The 14,749-nt window shown below is 60.9% G+C and carries 18 protein-coding genes; 7 read left to right on the top strand and 11 right to left on the bottom strand.

What is annotated here, in order from left to right:
- The first annotated feature begins 41 nt into the window (after window positions 1-41).
- Window positions 42-1,934: a TonB-dependent receptor domain-containing protein gene (locus BLW11_RS06875; RefSeq protein WP_048359400.1), complete on the top strand. Its 1,893-nt coding sequence runs from the start codon at window positions 42-44 to the stop codon at window positions 1,932-1,934.
- Window positions 1,935-2,032: 98 nt separating this feature from the next.
- Here the strand turns inward: BLW11_RS06875 and BLW11_RS06870 are convergent, their stop codons facing one another.
- From BLW11_RS06870 to nrdR, 10 genes are all read right to left on the bottom strand, one after another.
- Entirely contained in the window at window positions 2,033-2,830 is a 798-nt protein-coding gene (locus tag BLW11_RS06870; RefSeq protein ID WP_048359401.1) for a cobalamin-binding protein, read from the bottom strand.
- On the bottom strand, window positions 2,830-3,249 hold the full coding sequence (locus tag BLW11_RS06865; RefSeq protein ID WP_048359402.1) for a hypothetical protein: 420 nt from the start codon (window positions 3,247-3,249) through the stop codon (window positions 2,830-2,832). Before BLW11_RS06865 ends, BLW11_RS06870 begins: the two co-directional genes overlap by 1 nt.
- The gene (gene ribA, locus BLW11_RS06860) at window positions 3,246-3,863 is read right to left on the bottom strand and encodes a GTP cyclohydrolase II (RefSeq protein WP_048359553.1); all 618 of its coding nucleotides are present in this window, start codon (window positions 3,861-3,863) and stop codon (window positions 3,246-3,248) included. Before ribA ends, BLW11_RS06865 begins: the two co-directional genes overlap by 4 nt.
- 146 nt (window positions 3,864-4,009) lie before the next feature.
- The gene (gene thiL, locus BLW11_RS06855; protein ID WP_048359403.1) at window positions 4,010-4,969 is read right to left on the bottom strand and encodes a thiamine-phosphate kinase; all 960 of its coding nucleotides are present in this window, start codon (window positions 4,967-4,969) and stop codon (window positions 4,010-4,012) included.
- A 15-nt stretch (window positions 4,970-4,984) separates the two neighbouring features.
- Window positions 4,985-5,485 carry a transcription antitermination factor NusB gene (gene nusB / locus BLW11_RS06850; protein ID WP_048359404.1) on the bottom strand — a complete coding sequence of 167 codons (501 nt, stop codon included), beginning with the start codon at window positions 5,483-5,485 and terminating at the stop codon, window positions 4,985-4,987.
- Window positions 5,482-5,958, bottom strand: a complete 477-nt coding sequence (ribH, locus tag BLW11_RS06845) for a 6,7-dimethyl-8-ribityllumazine synthase (RefSeq protein ID WP_048359405.1) — start codon at window positions 5,956-5,958, stop codon at window positions 5,482-5,484. Before ribH ends, nusB begins: the two co-directional genes overlap by 4 nt.
- Before the next feature lie 92 nt (window positions 5,959-6,050).
- On the bottom strand, window positions 6,051-7,142 hold the full coding sequence (gene ribBA / locus BLW11_RS06840; RefSeq protein ID WP_048359406.1) for a bifunctional 3,4-dihydroxy-2-butanone-4-phosphate synthase/GTP cyclohydrolase II: 1,092 nt from the start codon (window positions 7,140-7,142) through the stop codon (window positions 6,051-6,053).
- A 16-nt stretch (window positions 7,143-7,158) separates the two neighbouring features.
- Entirely contained in the window at window positions 7,159-7,821 is a 663-nt protein-coding gene (locus tag BLW11_RS06835) for a riboflavin synthase (protein WP_048359407.1), read from the bottom strand.
- A 46-nt stretch (window positions 7,822-7,867) separates the two neighbouring features.
- A complete protein-coding gene (gene ribD / locus BLW11_RS06830; protein WP_193790166.1) occupies window positions 7,868-9,001 on the bottom strand; it encodes a bifunctional diaminohydroxyphosphoribosylaminopyrimidine deaminase/5-amino-6-(5-phosphoribosylamino)uracil reductase RibD in 1,134 nt (377 codons plus the stop codon).
- Complete coding sequence (gene nrdR, locus BLW11_RS06825) at window positions 8,998-9,462, bottom strand: transcriptional regulator NrdR (protein WP_019824317.1); 465 nt, start codon at window positions 9,460-9,462, stop codon at window positions 8,998-9,000. The genes ribD and nrdR overlap by 4 nt, the downstream gene beginning before the upstream one ends.
- Window positions 9,463-9,601: 139 nt before the next feature.
- Here nrdR and BLW11_RS06820 point away from each other — a divergent pair, with 139 nt between their 5' ends.
- Complete coding sequence (locus BLW11_RS06820) at window positions 9,602-10,051, top strand: lipoprotein (RefSeq protein WP_048359408.1); 450 nt, start codon at window positions 9,602-9,604, stop codon at window positions 10,049-10,051.
- 78 nt (window positions 10,052-10,129) lie between these two features.
- Complete coding sequence (locus BLW11_RS06815; RefSeq protein ID WP_048359409.1) at window positions 10,130-11,005, top strand: thioredoxin family protein; 876 nt, start codon at window positions 10,130-10,132, stop codon at window positions 11,003-11,005.
- Between the two features lie 72 nt (window positions 11,006-11,077).
- Here the strand turns inward: BLW11_RS06815 and BLW11_RS06810 are convergent, their stop codons facing one another.
- Window positions 11,078-11,452: a hypothetical protein gene (locus tag BLW11_RS06810; protein ID WP_048359410.1), complete on the bottom strand. Its 375-nt coding sequence runs from the start codon at window positions 11,450-11,452 to the stop codon at window positions 11,078-11,080.
- A 135-nt stretch (window positions 11,453-11,587) separates the two neighbouring features.
- On the opposite strand from BLW11_RS06810, the gene BLW11_RS06805 reads away from it, so the two are divergent.
- The 4 genes from BLW11_RS06805 (at window position 11,588) to BLW11_RS06790 (ending at window position 14,744) form a co-directional block, all read left to right on the top strand.
- Entirely contained in the window at window positions 11,588-12,151 is a 564-nt protein-coding gene (locus tag BLW11_RS06805; protein ID WP_048359411.1) for a DUF2796 domain-containing protein, read from the top strand.
- Between the two features lie 80 nt (window positions 12,152-12,231).
- Window positions 12,232-12,942 (top strand): ABC transporter ATP-binding protein, encoded by a 711-nt coding sequence (locus BLW11_RS06800; protein ID WP_048359412.1) that lies wholly within the window; start codon window positions 12,232-12,234, stop codon window positions 12,940-12,942.
- 1 nt (window position 12,943) lies between these two features.
- Complete coding sequence (locus tag BLW11_RS06795; RefSeq protein WP_048359413.1) at window positions 12,944-14,209, top strand: ABC transporter permease; 1,266 nt, start codon at window positions 12,944-12,946, stop codon at window positions 14,207-14,209.
- Window positions 14,210-14,234: 25 nt separating this feature from the next.
- Complete coding sequence (locus BLW11_RS06790; RefSeq protein ID WP_088500136.1) at window positions 14,235-14,744, top strand: DUF3299 domain-containing protein; 510 nt, start codon at window positions 14,235-14,237, stop codon at window positions 14,742-14,744.
- Window positions 14,745-14,749: the final 5 nt, after the last annotated feature.

The following is a 14,749-nucleotide window of genomic DNA, read 5'->3' as shown; positions in this document are numbered from 1 at the left end:
GCAGCCTGCGGCAGTGGCTACAGGCTTGATACCGAGAGCCCATGAAACACATCCGCCTTGCCTTGATCCTCGGTTTTCTCCCCGCCAGCCCCTTGCTGGCCGATACCTCGGAGCGCGAAGACGCGCTCAAACTCCCGCAAACACTGATCACCGGCAACCGCCAGGTTCAAGCGCGCTCTGACAGCAGCAGCGCCAACAGCGTGTTTACCCGTGATGACATCGATCGCCTGCAACCCACGAGCCTCACCGACCTGCTGGGCCGGGTACCGGGCGTGCAAGTGGCACGCAGCGGTGGTCGCGGCGGTTTGCCGGGGATTTATATTCGCGGCACCAAATCAGCGCAAAGCCTGGTGCTGGTCGACGGCCAGCGCATGGCCAATGCCACCTCCGCCGACAGCAACCTGCAATACCTGAACATCGATCAGATCGAGCGGGTGGAAGTGCTGCGCGGCTCACGCTCGGTAATCTACGGCAGCGATGCCATTGGCGGGGTGATTCAGATCTTCACCCGCCGGGGCGCCGATCAGGCCCCACAGCTGCGCGTTCACAGCACCGTGGGCAGTTATGGCAGCTCAGACAACAGCGTCGGTGTATCCGGTGGCGATGGGCAAACGCGCTACAACGTGAGCGCCAGCCTGGAAGAGACCGCGGGAATCAATCGCACGCACGCCTCCTTCCCCAGCGACAGCGACCACGATGCCTATCGCAACAAATCGCTGAACCTGAACCTGAGCCACTACCTGAGCGAGGGCGTGGAAGTCGGGCTGACGGCGATGAAAAACATCGGCAAGACCGAACTCGACAACTCGTTCGGGCGCTGGGACCCCGGCACCATGACCGTCAGCGGGCAGCAGCTTTACAGCGATTTTGATATCAGCAGCGTGGGCAGTTTTATCGATGCGCAGCTGACCGAGCGCTGGAACTCTCGCCTGGAGCTGGGCCACAGCGAGAACCGCGAAAAAACCCGCGACAAGCTCAGTGCCGAGCTCTACAGCTTCAATACCTATCGCGACTCGCTGAACTGGCAAAACAACCTGACCCTGGACGATACAAACAGCCTGATCCTCGGTGCCGACACCTATGAAGACCGCGTGCGCAGCAGCACTGTTTTCGACCAGGACAGCCGCTGGAACCGGGCCGCATTTATCCAGCACCGTTTCCGGGGGGATTATTTCTCGACCGAGCTGGGCCTGCGTCACGACCAGAACCAGCAGTTCGGCAGCCACAACACCTGGAGCGCCAGCCTGACGGTGCCGCTGAACGCGGACAACGACGTGCTTGTTTCTTACAGCGAAGGGTTTCGGGCACCGACGTTCAACGACTTGTACTACCCCCAGTTCGGCAACCCGAACCTCAAGCCCGAGTACTCGAAGAGCTACGAGCTGCAATGGCGCAGCCAGTTAAGCGACAACAGCCGCCTGGAAACCTCCCTGTACCGCACTGACATCAGCGACGCCATTGTGGCCGATGCCGATTTTATCCAGCAGAACATCGGCGCAGCTCAAATCACCGGCTTCGAAAGCGCTTTGCAGCAGGAATGGTTTGGCTGGCAGAGCAGCTTGGGAATTGCGGTCATCGACCCACGCGATCGCGACACCGGCCACACGTTGAGCCGCCGCGCACGCAGGACGCTCAGCCTGGACCTGGATCGGCAATTCGGCCACGTGGGTGTCGGCGCCAGCTGGCAAGCGATGAGTCGCAGCTTCAACGATGAGGACAACACACAACCGATTGCAGGCTACGGGCTGTTAGGGCTGCGCGGTAACTGGCAGGCCAGCCCGCAAGTCAGGTTTGACGTGAAGGTCGACAACCTTCTGGACAAGCGCTTCACCCGCGCCCTCTACAGCTATGAAGGCAACTATTACGGCTATCGCGAAGAAGGCCGCGCGCTGCAACTGGCCGTCACCTGGACCCCTGATTTCTGGCACCTGTAGCCGCTGAGGAGCAAAGCGAGGCTGCGATGTAGGCGCCAGCCTCCCTGTTTTTGAAGGTCCTGCGACCCTTGTCGCAGCCTCGCTCCGCCCCTCAGCGGCTACAGAGCAGGATGCAGTTGTTCACACAGCTTTGCCGTCGCTTCCAGCATCTGCCCGCTTGGGCGCTCCAGGCCTTTGTCGGCCAGCAACAGCAAGCGCCCGTGCTTGACCGCATCAATCTGCGGCCAGGTTTTCCAGGCGTCGAGCTGAGCCTGAGTGCTGGCAACAATCACCTCGGGATTGCGCTGCAACACCGATTCGATACTGACCTGCGGCGCAGGCAGTTTCAGGTCGTCAAACACATTGATTGCGCCGCACACGGCAAGCGCATCGCTGATGATTTGCCCGCCACCGATGGTGTACAGCGGCTGATCCCACACCTGGTAAAACACTCGCAGCGGTTTGTCCCGCTGATACTGCCCGCGCAGTTGTGCCAGGCGCTGACGCAGTTGAGCGGCCAGCTCCTGCCCGCGCTGCGGTCGATCCAGGGCATCAGCCAGCGCTTGCACCTGATCGGCCAGTTGATCCAGGCTGCGCGGTTCACCAACGTAGGTCGGGATGTTCAGGCGGCGTAATTGCTCGCGCTGTGCAATGCCCACGCTCCCCGGCCAGAGCAGCAGCAAGTCGGGTTGCAGGCTGAGCAGGCGCTCCATGTCCAACTGGCCATAGCGCCCCACTGACGGCACGCGGGCCAGCTCCGGCAGCGGTTCGCCCGCGTCCAGGCGCCCCACCAGCAAATCGGTGGCACCCAGTTCGACAACCATTTCAGATAAGGACGGGGACAGGCTGACAACGCGGGTGGCGGCCAGTGAACAAAGGCTGACGCTCAGCAGCAGAGGCGCCAGCCAGAGGCGCATCAACCGAGTTGACGCGGTATGCGATAGAGGTAAAACAGCACCAGCGAAGACAATGCCAGCAGCAATAACGGCACGCCTTCGAGCCCGACAAACACCGCCAGGGCGGCGATCCAGGCGGGTAAACCCGAGGCCAGCAGCGCGCTGCGGCGAGCACGCGTCAGTTCAGCCCAGGCGTCGTTCTCTTGCGGGGTATCGAGGGCTTTTTGGGTCGCAATCAGACCACGCTTGTAGGCCCCGAAAAAACGCAGGCTGACAAACATCGACGCCACGCCGGCAATGAAAAACGGCATCTTCAGCGCCGGCAACAAGGGGTCGGAATTGCCAAAGAGCACACAGGCCAGCAACAGCGGCAGCAACGTCAGCAACAGCTGCCACCACCAGGCGAAGCTGAACCGACGGCGAATCTGACCACGGGTCACGCCGGGTCAGCCTCGTTTTGATGCTGATTGCCCATCATGTGGCCAAGCTTGTTGGCTTTGGTCGCCAGGTACAGTTTGTTGTGCGGGTTGTGCCCCGTGTGCAGCGGCACGCGCTCGGCCACAGTGATGCCCATGTCGGTCAAGGCCTTGACCTTGCGCGGGTTGTTGGTCATCAGGCGCAGCGACTGCACGCCTACGTGCTCAAGCATCGGCAGGCAGATCGCGTAGTCACGCTGATCGGCAGCAAAGCCCAGACGTTCGTTGGCTTCAACGGTATCGGCGCCGCCATCTTGCAGCTCGTAAGCACGGATTTTGTTCAGCAACCCGATACCACGGCCTTCCTGGCGCAAATACAGCAGCACGCCACGGCCTTCGCGAGCGATGGCCTGCAAGGCGGCTTCGAGCTGCGAGCCGCAGTCACAGCGCTGGCTGAACAGGGCATCGCCGGTCAGGCATTCGGAATGCACGCGCCCCAGCACAGGAGCGCCATCTGTCACGTCGCCCAGGCTGAGCACAACGTGTTCACGACCCGTGGCCTTCTCAAGGAAGCCATGCATGGTGAATTCGGCAAAGGGGGTCGGCAACTTGCAAGCGGCAACAAAAACGACGGGCACCTTGTGCTCCTGATCAGTTTGAGGACTGGTAATTCGCAAAGGCGACATTGTAACAGGAGGTTCCTACAGACGCTTAGGCTGAATTACCGGGGATAAATATCTAAAAGTTTGATGCGTTTTTGTGGCAGCGGCTTCAGGCGTGAACGTCAAATGCCAAAATGCTGATAACCACGAATGGTCGGGGTGATGTCCTGACCATCCACGTCCAGCAAGCCTACGCCCCGCCCTTCGACTACACGGCCAATCACATGGATCGGCCAGCCATCTGCGAGCAGGGTCGGCAACTCAACGGCCGGCAAGGTGAACGCCAGCACGTAATCGTCACCGCCGCTCAACGCGGCTTGCTGCGCCCCCGCGTCACCCAGGAACTCCTGCAGCGCCAGCGAGATCGGCAATCGATCGTTTTCGATCAGCAAACCGACCCTGGACGCCGCCGCAATATGACCACAGTCGGCGAGCAAACCATCAGAGATATCCAGCGCCGCCGTGGCTTTGCCCCGCAGCACCTGGCCCAGCGCCAGTTGCGGTTGCGGCGACCAATAGTGAGCCAGCAATGGTTCGGCAATCGAGGGCCCGGCACTGAGCTGGTTCAGCACCAGCGGCAAAGCCCCCGCCCCATTGCCCAGCTCGCCGCCCACACACAGCAAGTCGCCGGGCTGCGCACCGCTACGCGTCAGGGCCTGGCCGTTCGGTACGCGGCCAAACACCGTGAGCGTCAGGCACAGCGGCCCGCGCGTGGTGTCGCCACCGATCAGGCGCAGGCCACAGCCTTGAGCCATCAGGTTCAAACCGCGGGCATAGGCCTCTAACCAATCGGCGTCAACCGTCGGCAAGGTCAGGGCAAGGGTAAATGCGAGGGGGGTTGCGCCCATGGCCGCCAAATCACTGGCCGCCACCGCCAGCGAACGCTGACCGAGCAAGAAAGGGTCGCAAGGATCTGCGAAGTGCACCCCGGCTACCAGGGTGTCGGTGGAAATTGCCAGCTGTTCCCCGAAGGGAACATCCAGCAGGGCGCAGTCATCGCCAATACCAAGGGCAACACCCTCGCCGCCTTGCGCACAGGGCGCGGCAGCGAAGAAGTTGCGGATCAGCTCAAACTCGCCCATGACCGACAGCGCCGTTTAGCGCTTGTAAGCCTTTACTTCAGCTTCACGCAGGCGTGGCGCCAGCTTGTCGAGCACACCGTTGACGAACTTGTGGCCGTCGGTGGAACCGAACACTTTGGCCAGCTCGATGCCTTCGTTGATCACAACGCGGTAAGGCACGTCGACACGCTTGATCAGCTCCCAGGTGGACAGGCGCAGAACGCACAGTTCAACCGGGTCGAGTTCTTCGATGGTGATGTCCAGGCATGGAACCAGGGCAGCATCGATCTCGCCTTTGTGCGCAGGCACGCCGTGCAGGATTTCACGGAAGTAGGCCGCATCAACGTCGCTGAAGTCGTTATCGACGCGGAACTGCGCTTCGATCTCGTTCAGCGATTGCTTGGCCATGTGCCATTGGTACAGGGCCTGAGTCGCGAGTTGACGCGCTTCACGGCGCTTGGCGCTCTTGGAGGGTTTGCCAGCGTCCGCAGGTTTTGGATCGCGCGGGTTGAAACGATCGCTTTCGTCGGAAATCACTTGGCCTCCAACTGTGCCAACAGGCTTACCATTTCAAGGGCGGACAGGGCAGCTTCTGCGCCCTTGTTACCGGCTTTGGTGCCGGAACGCTCAATGGCTTGTTCGATCGAATCGACCGTCAGCACGCCGAATGCAACCGGCACGCCGAACTCCATGGACACCTGGGCCAAGCCCTTGGTGCATTCGCCGGCAACGTATTCGAAGTGCGGAGTACCGCCACGAATCACGGCGCCCAAGGCGATGATGGCAGCGTATTCGTTGCGTTGAGCAACCTTTTGCGCAACCAGCGGGATTTCGAACGCACCCGGAGCACGGATGATGGTGATGTCGCTTTCGTTCACACCGTGGCGAACCAGGGCATCAACGGCACCACTCACCAGGCTTTCGACAACAAAGCTGTTGAAACGGCCAACTACTAACGCGTAGCGACCTTTGGGGGCGATGAAGGTACCTTCGATGGTCTTCAGGGTCATTCGGTATGTCTCGTATTAAAGAGCCAGAACGCACTCGCGTGCGTTCTTTAAGGATATTGGGCCACGAATTTCGGACAGGACACGACCGGTCTTTATTCGGAGGGCACGTATTCTACAACTTCCAGATCGAAACCGGATATGGCATTGAACTTCATTGGTGAACTCATCAAGCGCATTTTGCGCACGCCGAGGTCACGAAGGATCTGCGAACCCGCTCCGACGATGCTGTAAGTGGTAGGTTTTTTCACCGGCAACTGGTCAGCGGTTTCGCGGATATGCGCCAGCAATACATCGCCATCGAGCGGGTGACCCAACAGCAACACCACACCGCTGCCGGCCTCGGCCACCGCAGTCATCGCGGCGCGCAGGCTCCAGCGGCCTGGCTGCTTGACCATCAGCAGGTCCCGCAACGGGTCCATGTTATGCACACGCACCAGCGTCGGCTCTTCGGCGCAGATCTTGCCCAGGGTCAGCGCCATGTGCACGTCACCTTCGACTGAGTCACGATAGGTCACCAGGTTGAATTGGCCCAGTTCGCTGTCCAGCGGCTGCTCGGCAATCCGCTGAACGGTACGTTCGTGGATCATCCGGTAGTGGATCAAGTCGGCAATGGTGCCGATTTTGATGCCGTGTTCGGCGGCGAATACTTCCAGCTCGGGACGACGGGCCATGGTGCCGTCGTCATTCATGACTTCGCAGATCACGCCGCTTGGCTCGAAACCGGCCATGCGGGCCAGGTCGCATGCGGCCTCGGTGTGACCGGCGCGAGCCAGGGTGCCGCCTGCCTGTGCCATCAACGGGAAGATGTGGCCCGGGCTGACGATGTCTTCGGCCTTGGCGTCCTTGGCGGATGCCGCTTGCACGGTACGCGCACGGTCAGCGGCGGAAATGCCGGTGGTCACGCCGGTCGCGGCTTCAATCGAGACGGTGAACTTGGTGCCAAAGCCGGAACCGTTGCGCGGCGCCATCAGCGGCAGCTTCAGCAGTTCGCAGCGCTCACGGGTCATCGGCATGCAGATCAGGCCACGGGCAAAACGCGCCATGAAGTTGATGTGCTCGGCCTTGCAGCACTCGGCGGCCATGATCAGGTCGCCTTCGTTCTCGCGGTCTTCGTCATCCATCAGGATGACCATCTTGCCTTGGCGGATGTCTTCAACCAGTTCTTCGATGCTGTTGAGCGCCACGCGGCACCCCCTTAAGTCAGGATTTGAGGTAGCCGTTGGCGGCCAGAAAACTTTCGCTGATGCCACCCGAGGTCGGCTCTGCGGCTTTATCGCCCAGCAGCAGACGCTCCAGGTAGCGCGCCAGCAAATCGACTTCGAGGTTCACCCGACGACCCGGACGGTAGTCGCCCATGATGGTTTCGCTCAAGGTGTGCGGAATGATGGTCAGCGAGAACTCGGCGCCATTGACCGAGTTCACGGTCAGGCTGGTGCCGTCGACGGTGATCGAGCCCTTGTGGGCGATGTACTTGGCCAGCTCTTTGGGCGCGCGGATGCGGAACTCGATGGCACGAGCGTTCTCTTCACGCGAAACCACTTCGCCCACGCCATCGACGTGACCGCTCACCAGGTGACCGCCCAGACGTGTGGTCGGGGTCAGGGCCTTTTCCAGGTTGACCCGGCTGCCGCTTTTCAAGTCGTTGAACGCGGTGCAATCGAGGGTCTCGCGGCTGACGTCAGCCACAAAGCCGTTGCCCGGCAGCTCAACCGCGGTCAGGCACACGCCGTTGATCGCGATGCTGTCGCCGAGTTTGACGTCGCTCAGGTCGAGCTTGCCGGTGTCGATGGAAACCCGCACATCGCCGCCCTTTGGGGTCAGTGCGCGGATGCTGCCGATGGATTCGATGATGCCGGTAAACATGGCGTTCCCCTTGAGAACAAAACCTGCGTAAAACGAAGGCTGAGAATTATACGCTGGCTGATGGCACAGGGATGGCTGTGACTCGCCAGTCATCGCCCACCGCCCGCATTTCAGTGATTTTGAGCAAAGGCGCTTCGCTCATATGGGTCAACGGCAACTCAAGCAATGGCCGGGCGGTAGAGCCCAGGAACTTGGCGGCGATGAATATCTGATACTCATCCACCAGACCTTGCTCGGCAAATGCCCCGGCCAGTCGTGGCCCGGCCTCGACCAGCACTTCGTTGACACCCCGTGCCGCCAGCGCGACCAGCAGCTTGCGCAAGTCCACCTGACCGTTGGCACCGTGGATCACCAGGCATTCAGGCCCGGTGCGGTATTGCTCGGCAGGCGGCACACAGGTGGCAACCAGCGCCGGCCCTGCCTTGAAGAACGGCGCATCCAGCGGTACTCGCAAACGCCCGTCGATCAACACCCGCAGCGGCGGACGGCTGAGCGCCAGCGCTGTCAGCTCGGGGCTCAGGCCCAGCTCAGGCCCGCGCACCGTCAGACGGGCGCCATCCGCCAGCACCGTGTCGGCGCCGGTCAATACCACGCTGGCTTGAGCCCGCAGGCGTTGCACGGCCGAACGGGCCGCCGGACCCGTGATCCATTGGCTTTCACCATTGGCCATTGCGGTACGGCCATCAAGGCTCATCGCCAGCTTGACCCGCACAAACGGCAGGCCGTGTTCCATACGCTTGAGGAAACCCGGGTTCAGCGCCCGCGCTTCGCTTTCAAGCACGCCGCTAAGGACCTCAATCCCGGCATCGGCCAGACGCTTGAGGCCGCGCCCGGCGACTTCAGGGTTGGGGTCCTGCATGGCCGCCACGACACGCGCCACGCCCGCATTGACCAGGCCCTCGGCACACGGCGGGGTATGGCCGTGGTGGCTGCACGGCTCAAGCGTGACATAGGCCGTGGCGCCCCGCGCCAGCTCGCCCGCCGCCCGCAAGGCGTGGACTTCGGCATGGGGCTCACCGGTGCGCACATGCCAGCCTTCGCCGACGATCTGCCCGTCACGCACGATCACGCAACCGACACGCGGATTGGGGTGGGTGGTGTACAGCCCATTGCGCGCAAGCTCGATGGCACGCGCCATGTAATGGGTGTCCAAAACAGATTGTTCAGTGCTCGGGGTCATTCTTTTGAGGGCTCACGGGCAAGTCGGTCGATCTCTTCACGGAACTCGTTCAAGTCCTGGAAGCGTCGATAGACAGAGGCAAAGCGGATATAGGCCACTTCGTCGAGCTTTTGCAGCTCGCCCATGACCAGTTCACCAACAACCAGCGATTTGACTTCACGTTCGCCGGTGGCGCGCAGTTTGTGCTTGATTCGGGCCAGCGCGGCTTCAAGACGCTCGACACTGACCGGGCGTTTTTCCAGCGCACGCTGCATGCCTGCACGCAGTTTATCTTCGTCAAAGGGCTGACGACTGCCGTCTTGCTTGATAAGGCGGGGCAACACCAACTCGGCTGTTTCAAAGGTGGTGAAACGCTCACCACAGGCCAGGCATTCGCGCCGGCGACGCACCTGATCGCCCTCGGCGACCAGACGCGAGTCGATGACTTTAGTGTCGTTGGCACCGCAGAAGGGACAGTGCATGGTGGCAGCCAACAAAAATGGGGAGCGCCATGTTAGCGCATCCCACTGGCAAGACAAGCCATAGGCTTTACGGTATACAGTCGGCCGACTATGTTTTACCCCATCTGATGGATCGACTGACTTGCTGCTGGAGCCGTGTATGCCGCTACGAACGCTTGTTTTGCTGTGTCTGGCCAGTTTGCTGGTCGCCTGTAGCAGTGAACCGCCAAAATCGGCACAGCCTCAAGTGCTGACACAGCCCGAAACCGACGCCCCTGCCGACCAGGGTCCGCTGCCGTCCTGGCAGCGCGAGCTCAGCGGCGTGCTGACCGGTGTTCCGGCTGGCGCCGAGGTTGAGCTGGCGATGCTGATCGTCGACGAACGAGGACGCCCACAGGGCCTGATGGCCAGCAGCAAGATTGCCGGCAATAACCAGGCGCTGCCGTTCAAGCTGCGTTTCAACCCTCAAGCCTTCCCGGCCGGTGCCCGGGTTGAACTGCGTGGCCGTGCCAGCCAGTCCGGCCAATTGATCCTGCACCTGCCTTCGCGAATTATCGGCCAGCCCGACACTCAGGCCCTGGGCACTCTGGCATTCGTTAAAGCACCATAAGCTCACTCAACAGTCATTGCTTGCACCCGCGCGCCCAGACTTTATAGTTGCCACCATTTACCTGCTTCGAGACACAGAATGAACCAGCCCAAGCCTTCTTACAGCTTCGACGTAACTTCAGCAGACTTTGACAAACTGGTGGTCCAGGCTTCTTTCGATCAACCCGTTCTGGTGGATTTCTGGGCCGAGTGGTGCGCGCCGTGCAAGGTGATGCTGCCGATCCTGGAGCAAATTGCCGAGGACTATCAGGGCGAGCTGCTGCTGGCCAAGGTCAACTGCGAGGTTGAGCAGGACATCGTTGGCCGTATCGGGATTCAAACCTTGCCAACGGTCGTACTGTTCAAGGACGGCAAGGTGGTGGACGGGTTCCAGGAAGCACAGCCTGAATCAGCAATCCGCGCCATGCTCCTGCCCCACGTCGTCATGCCCGAAGCAGCGGTTGAAGACCCGCTGGTACAGGCTCAGGCCCTGTTTGCCGAAAGCCGTTTCGCCGACGCCGAAGCCCTGCTCAAAAGCATCCTGACCGAAGACAACACCAACGCCAAAGCCTTGATCCTGTATGGCCGCTGCCTGGCCGAGCGCGGCGAGCTGACTGAAGCGCAGGCGGTACTGGATGCGGTCAAAAGCGACGAGCACAAAGCCGAGCTGGCAGGCGCCAAGGCTCAACTGACATTTCTGCGTCAGGCGGCAGACTTGCCGGATGTAGCCGACTTGAAAACCCGCGTGGCGCAAAACCCGCAGGACGACGAAGCCGCCTACCAGCTGGCGATTCAGCAATTGGCACGCCAGCAATATGAAGGGGCGCTGGACGGGCTGCTGAAGCTGTTCACCCGCAACCGCAGCTACAACGAAGGCATCACCCACAAGACGTTGCTGCAAGTGTTCGACCTGCTGGGCAACGACCACCCGCTGGTCACGACTTACCGCCGCAAGCTGTTTGCAGCGCTGTACTGACCCTCACCCACTGTGGGAGCGAGCCCGCTCGCGAAGGTCTCAAGAGCACTGCGGCTATCCAGTCAACACGCGTTATTTCGCGAGCAGGCTCACTCCCACAGAGTTAGTTTCAACCCAGCTGTAAATCGGTGAATCCGTGCCGCTGACCACCTTGACCTCGGCACAATGGCGCAGGCGAACCAACAGGCGCTTGCCTGCGCCCGTGCTGCCGGTCAGCGCTTCAAGCTGCCCCAACAGTTCAGGCCCGGTGATCTGCCCCGCATTGCGCAGCAATTCTTTGGCCGTTTCCCACAGGGCATCGTCCTGATTCACCGGTTTGGCAGATGGCTGGCTGATTGTCGCCTCACTGACGTGCAACTGCGCCCCCAGCTTCGCCCAATCGCTGTCATCCAGCTCTACCGTCAAATCCACCGGCCAGTCGCCGATCGTTCCGCGAATGCGCACCATCGCTCTATCCCCACAGTTTTCTTGCCCGCATGCTCCCACGCGCCTTGCGTAACGCCAAGCACACGCGCAAACTCCTGCACTGCTTGTTATAAGATCACATAACAAAACATTCATATATCTTGCTGGAGTCATGCTATGCGCCGTTTGCTTCTTGCTTTGCCGTTTGCCTTGTTGCCGCTGGCGATGGCTCACGCCGCCGATGATCACGACCATGAACACGGCAGCCTCGGTGCCCACGAGCATGGTGTGGGGAGTTTGAATGTCGCCCTCGACGGCCAGACCCTGGAACTGGCCCTCGACGGTCCGTCAGTGAACCTGGTGGGGTTTGAGCACATAGCGACCACTGACGCCGACAAGGCCAAAGTCGCCTCCGCCCGTGCGCAACTGGAGAACCCGCTGGTGTTGTTCAGTTTGCCGAAAGCGGCCGGCTGCATTGCTGACCAGCAGGAACTGGAGAGCCCGCTGTTCGAAGCCGCACCTGAAGAGGCGGGCGGAGGAGCAAAAGCTGCGCATCATCACAGCGATATCGAAGCTCACTATGCGTTCACATGCAGCAAACCCGAGGCGCTGAAGACGCTGGATCTGACCCAGTTCTTCAAGACTTTCCCGGGCACACAGAAAATCAAGGTACAGCTGATCGGCGCCAACGGTCAGCAAGGCGTAGAAGTGACGCCTAAAGCGCCCACACTGACGTTCTAAGAAAAACACCTTCCATGGGGTCGCTGCCTGCGGCAGCGACCCCATACTGTTTCTCCCATTGCAGGCGATAGTCTTTACCCATGACCCAAGCACTTATCGAGCTTAGCGACCTGAGCTTCAGCTGGCCGGGGCATCCCGTGCTGCTGGATATCCCGGCGTTTCGCCTGGAACCCGGTGAAACCCTGTTTCTCAAAGGCCCAAGCGGCAGCGGTAAAACCACACTTCTGGGTTTGCTGGGCGGCGTGCAGAAAGCCGACAGCGGGACAATCCGCCTATTGGGTCAAGAGTTGAGCGAACTCGGTTCAGGTGCACGTGACCGTTTTCGCGTGGATCACACCGGCTACATCTTCCAGCAGTTCAATTTGCTGCCATTTTTGTCGGTACGCGAGAACGTTGAGCTGCCTTGTCACTTCTCCAGACTCCGCGCCAGCCGTGCCGTGCAACGTCATGGCAGTGTCGACAAGGCAGCCCAGACCCTGCTTGCGCATCTGGGCCTCAAAGACCCGGCGCTGCTGGAGCGGCGTGCTGACTCACTGTCAATTGGCCAACAACAACGGGTTGCCGCCGCCCGCGCACTGATCGGCCAGCCCGAACTGGTGATTGCCGACGAACCCACCTCGGCGCTGGATGCCGACGCGCGCGAAGCCTTTATCCAGTTGCTGTTCACCGAATGCCGCGAGGCCGGCGCCAGCCTGTTGTTTGTCAGCCATGATCAAAGCCTGGCTCCCCTGTTCGACCGCAACCTGTCGCTGTCCGAACTCAATCGCGCCGCAACCACGGCAGAGGTCTGAGATGTATCTGTTTCGTCTAGCCCTGGCCAGCCTGGCTAACCGCCGCTTTACCGCACTGCTGACCGCCTTCGCCATCGCCCTGTCCGTGTGCCTGCTGCTGGCAGTTGAGCGGGTACGCACCGAAGCACGGGCCAGTTTTGCCAGTACCATCAGCGGCACCGATTTGATCGTTGGCGCTCGTTCGGGCTCGGTCAACCTGCTGCTGTATTCGGTGTTCCGTATCGGCAATGCCACCAACAACATTCGCTGGGACAGCTTTGAGCACTTCGCCAATAACCCGAAAGTAAAATGGGCCATTCCCATGTCCCTGGGCGACTCACATCGCGGGTATCGGGTCATGGGCACGAGCGAGGCCTACTTCGAGCACTACCAGTACGGCCATCGGCAAAACCTGCAACTGGCCAGCGGACGTGCCTTTGCGACCGATCCTTTTGAGGTGGTACTGGGTGCCGAGGTGGCCGATGCCCTGCACTACAAACTCGGCGACAAGCTGGTGCTGGCGCACGGCGTCGCGGCGATCAGCCTGGTCAAACATGACGACAAACCGTTCACCGTGGTCGGCATTCTCAAACGCACCGGCACCCCTGTGGACCGCACGCTGCATATCAGCCTGGGCGGCATGGAAGCAATCCATATCGACTGGCACAACGGCGTACCTGCCCACGGTGCGGGGCGTATCAGCGCCGATCAGGCGCGCAACATGGACCTCACGCCACAGGCCATCACCGCATTCATGCTGGGCCTGAACAGCAAAATTTCGACCTTTGCCCTGCAACGCGAGATCAATGAATTTCGCGGTGAACCCATGATGGCGATTTTGCCGGGCGTGGCTCTGCAAGAGCTGTGGAGCTTGATGAGCACCGCCGAAAAAGCCCTGTTTGTGGTGTCGCTGTTCGTGGTGCTCACCGGGTTGATCGGCATGCTTACCGCGATTCTGACCAGCCTCAATGAGCGCCGGCGCGAGATGGCGATTCTGCGCTCGGTCGGCGCCCGCCCCTGGCATATCGCAACCCTGCTGATTTTCGAGGCGCTGGCGCTGGCATTGGCCGGAGTGATCGCGGGGGTTGGTTTGCTCTATGTGTGTATCGCCGTGGCCCAGGGCTATGTGCAATCGAACTACGGGTTGTATTTACCGCTGGCATGGCCAAGTGAATATGAATGGACGCTACTCGGCGGTATTCTGGCAGCCGCCCTGTTGATGGGCTGCGTGCCTGCATGGCGCGCCTACCGACAATCGCTGGCCGATGGTCTGTCCATTCGTTTATGAGCCTACGTTTATGAAAAGGTCTGCAATGTCACGCGTGCTGCTGGCGCTGTTACTGCTGGTTGCGACGCCGCTGTGGGCAGCCGAGCCAAAAGAGCTGACCTGGTCAGAAATGATCCCGCCGGATGCACCACCTGAAGCCCCGGACATGACGCCGTTGCACGATTTGTCTCAAATAGGTGGCATGGAGACCGCTCCTGCGGCGAAACAGGACTTGCCCAACGCGCCGGTAGTCCCGGCGCTGGATGGCCAGCTGATTCGTTTGCCGGGGTATATCGTGCCCCTTGAAGTCAGCGAAGACGGTCGTACCACGGACTTCTTGCTGGTGCCGTACTTCGGCGCCTGCATTCACGTACCGCCGCCGCCGTCGAACCAGATCGTGCATGTCACCAGCAAGGAAGGGGTCAAACTCGACGAGCTGTATCAGCCGTACTGGATCGTAGGGGCGATGCAGGTCAAGGCCAGCACCAGCGAACTGGCTGATGCTGGCTATCAGATGGATGCGCAGAAAATCATCGTGTATGAGCTGCCGGAGTAATCCGG

This window comes from Pseudomonas deceptionensis (assembly GCF_900106095.1).
Classification (GTDB): domain Bacteria; phylum Pseudomonadota; class Gammaproteobacteria; order Pseudomonadales; family Pseudomonadaceae; genus Aquipseudomonas; species Aquipseudomonas deceptionensis.
The sequence above is the reverse complement of the archived record's forward strand: the minus strand, read 5'-3'. Positions and strand labels throughout refer to the sequence as shown.

Excerpts from the sequence above, each read along its gene's own strand:
- BLW11_RS06835 (WP_048359407.1), bottom strand. The coding sequence starts at position 7,821 with ATGTTTACCGGCATCATCGAATCCATCGGCAGCATCCGCGCACTGACC.
- ribD (WP_193790166.1), bottom strand. The coding sequence starts at position 9,001 with ATGACCCCGAGCACTGAACAATCTGTTTTGGACACCCATTACATGGCG.
- BLW11_RS06790 (WP_088500136.1), top strand. The coding sequence starts at position 14,235 with ATGTCACGCGTGCTGCTGGCGCTGTTACTGCTGGTTGCGACGCCGCTG.
- BLW11_RS06820 (WP_048359408.1), top strand. The coding sequence starts at position 9,602 with ATGCCGCTACGAACGCTTGTTTTGCTGTGTCTGGCCAGTTTGCTGGTC.
- ribH (WP_048359405.1), bottom strand. The coding sequence starts at position 5,958 with ATGACCCTGAAGACCATCGAAGGTACCTTCATCGCCCCCAAAGGTCGC.
- BLW11_RS06815 (WP_048359409.1), top strand. The coding sequence starts at position 10,130 with ATGAACCAGCCCAAGCCTTCTTACAGCTTCGACGTAACTTCAGCAGAC.
- BLW11_RS06875 (WP_048359400.1), top strand. The coding sequence starts at position 42 with ATGAAACACATCCGCCTTGCCTTGATCCTCGGTTTTCTCCCCGCCAGC.
- nrdR (WP_019824317.1), bottom strand. The coding sequence starts at position 9,462 with ATGCACTGTCCCTTCTGCGGTGCCAACGACACTAAAGTCATCGACTCG.
- thiL (WP_048359403.1), bottom strand. The coding sequence starts at position 4,969 with ATGGGCGAGTTTGAGCTGATCCGCAACTTCTTCGCTGCCGCGCCCTGT.
- BLW11_RS06800 (WP_048359412.1), top strand. The coding sequence starts at position 12,232 with ATGACCCAAGCACTTATCGAGCTTAGCGACCTGAGCTTCAGCTGGCCG.
- BLW11_RS06795 (WP_048359413.1), top strand. The coding sequence starts at position 12,944 with ATGTATCTGTTTCGTCTAGCCCTGGCCAGCCTGGCTAACCGCCGCTTT.
- BLW11_RS06810 (WP_048359410.1), bottom strand. The coding sequence starts at position 11,452 with ATGGTGCGCATTCGCGGAACGATCGGCGACTGGCCGGTGGATTTGACG.
- BLW11_RS06870 (WP_048359401.1), bottom strand. The coding sequence starts at position 2,830 with ATGCGCCTCTGGCTGGCGCCTCTGCTGCTGAGCGTCAGCCTTTGTTCA.
- BLW11_RS06805 (WP_048359411.1), top strand. The coding sequence starts at position 11,588 with ATGCGCCGTTTGCTTCTTGCTTTGCCGTTTGCCTTGTTGCCGCTGGCG.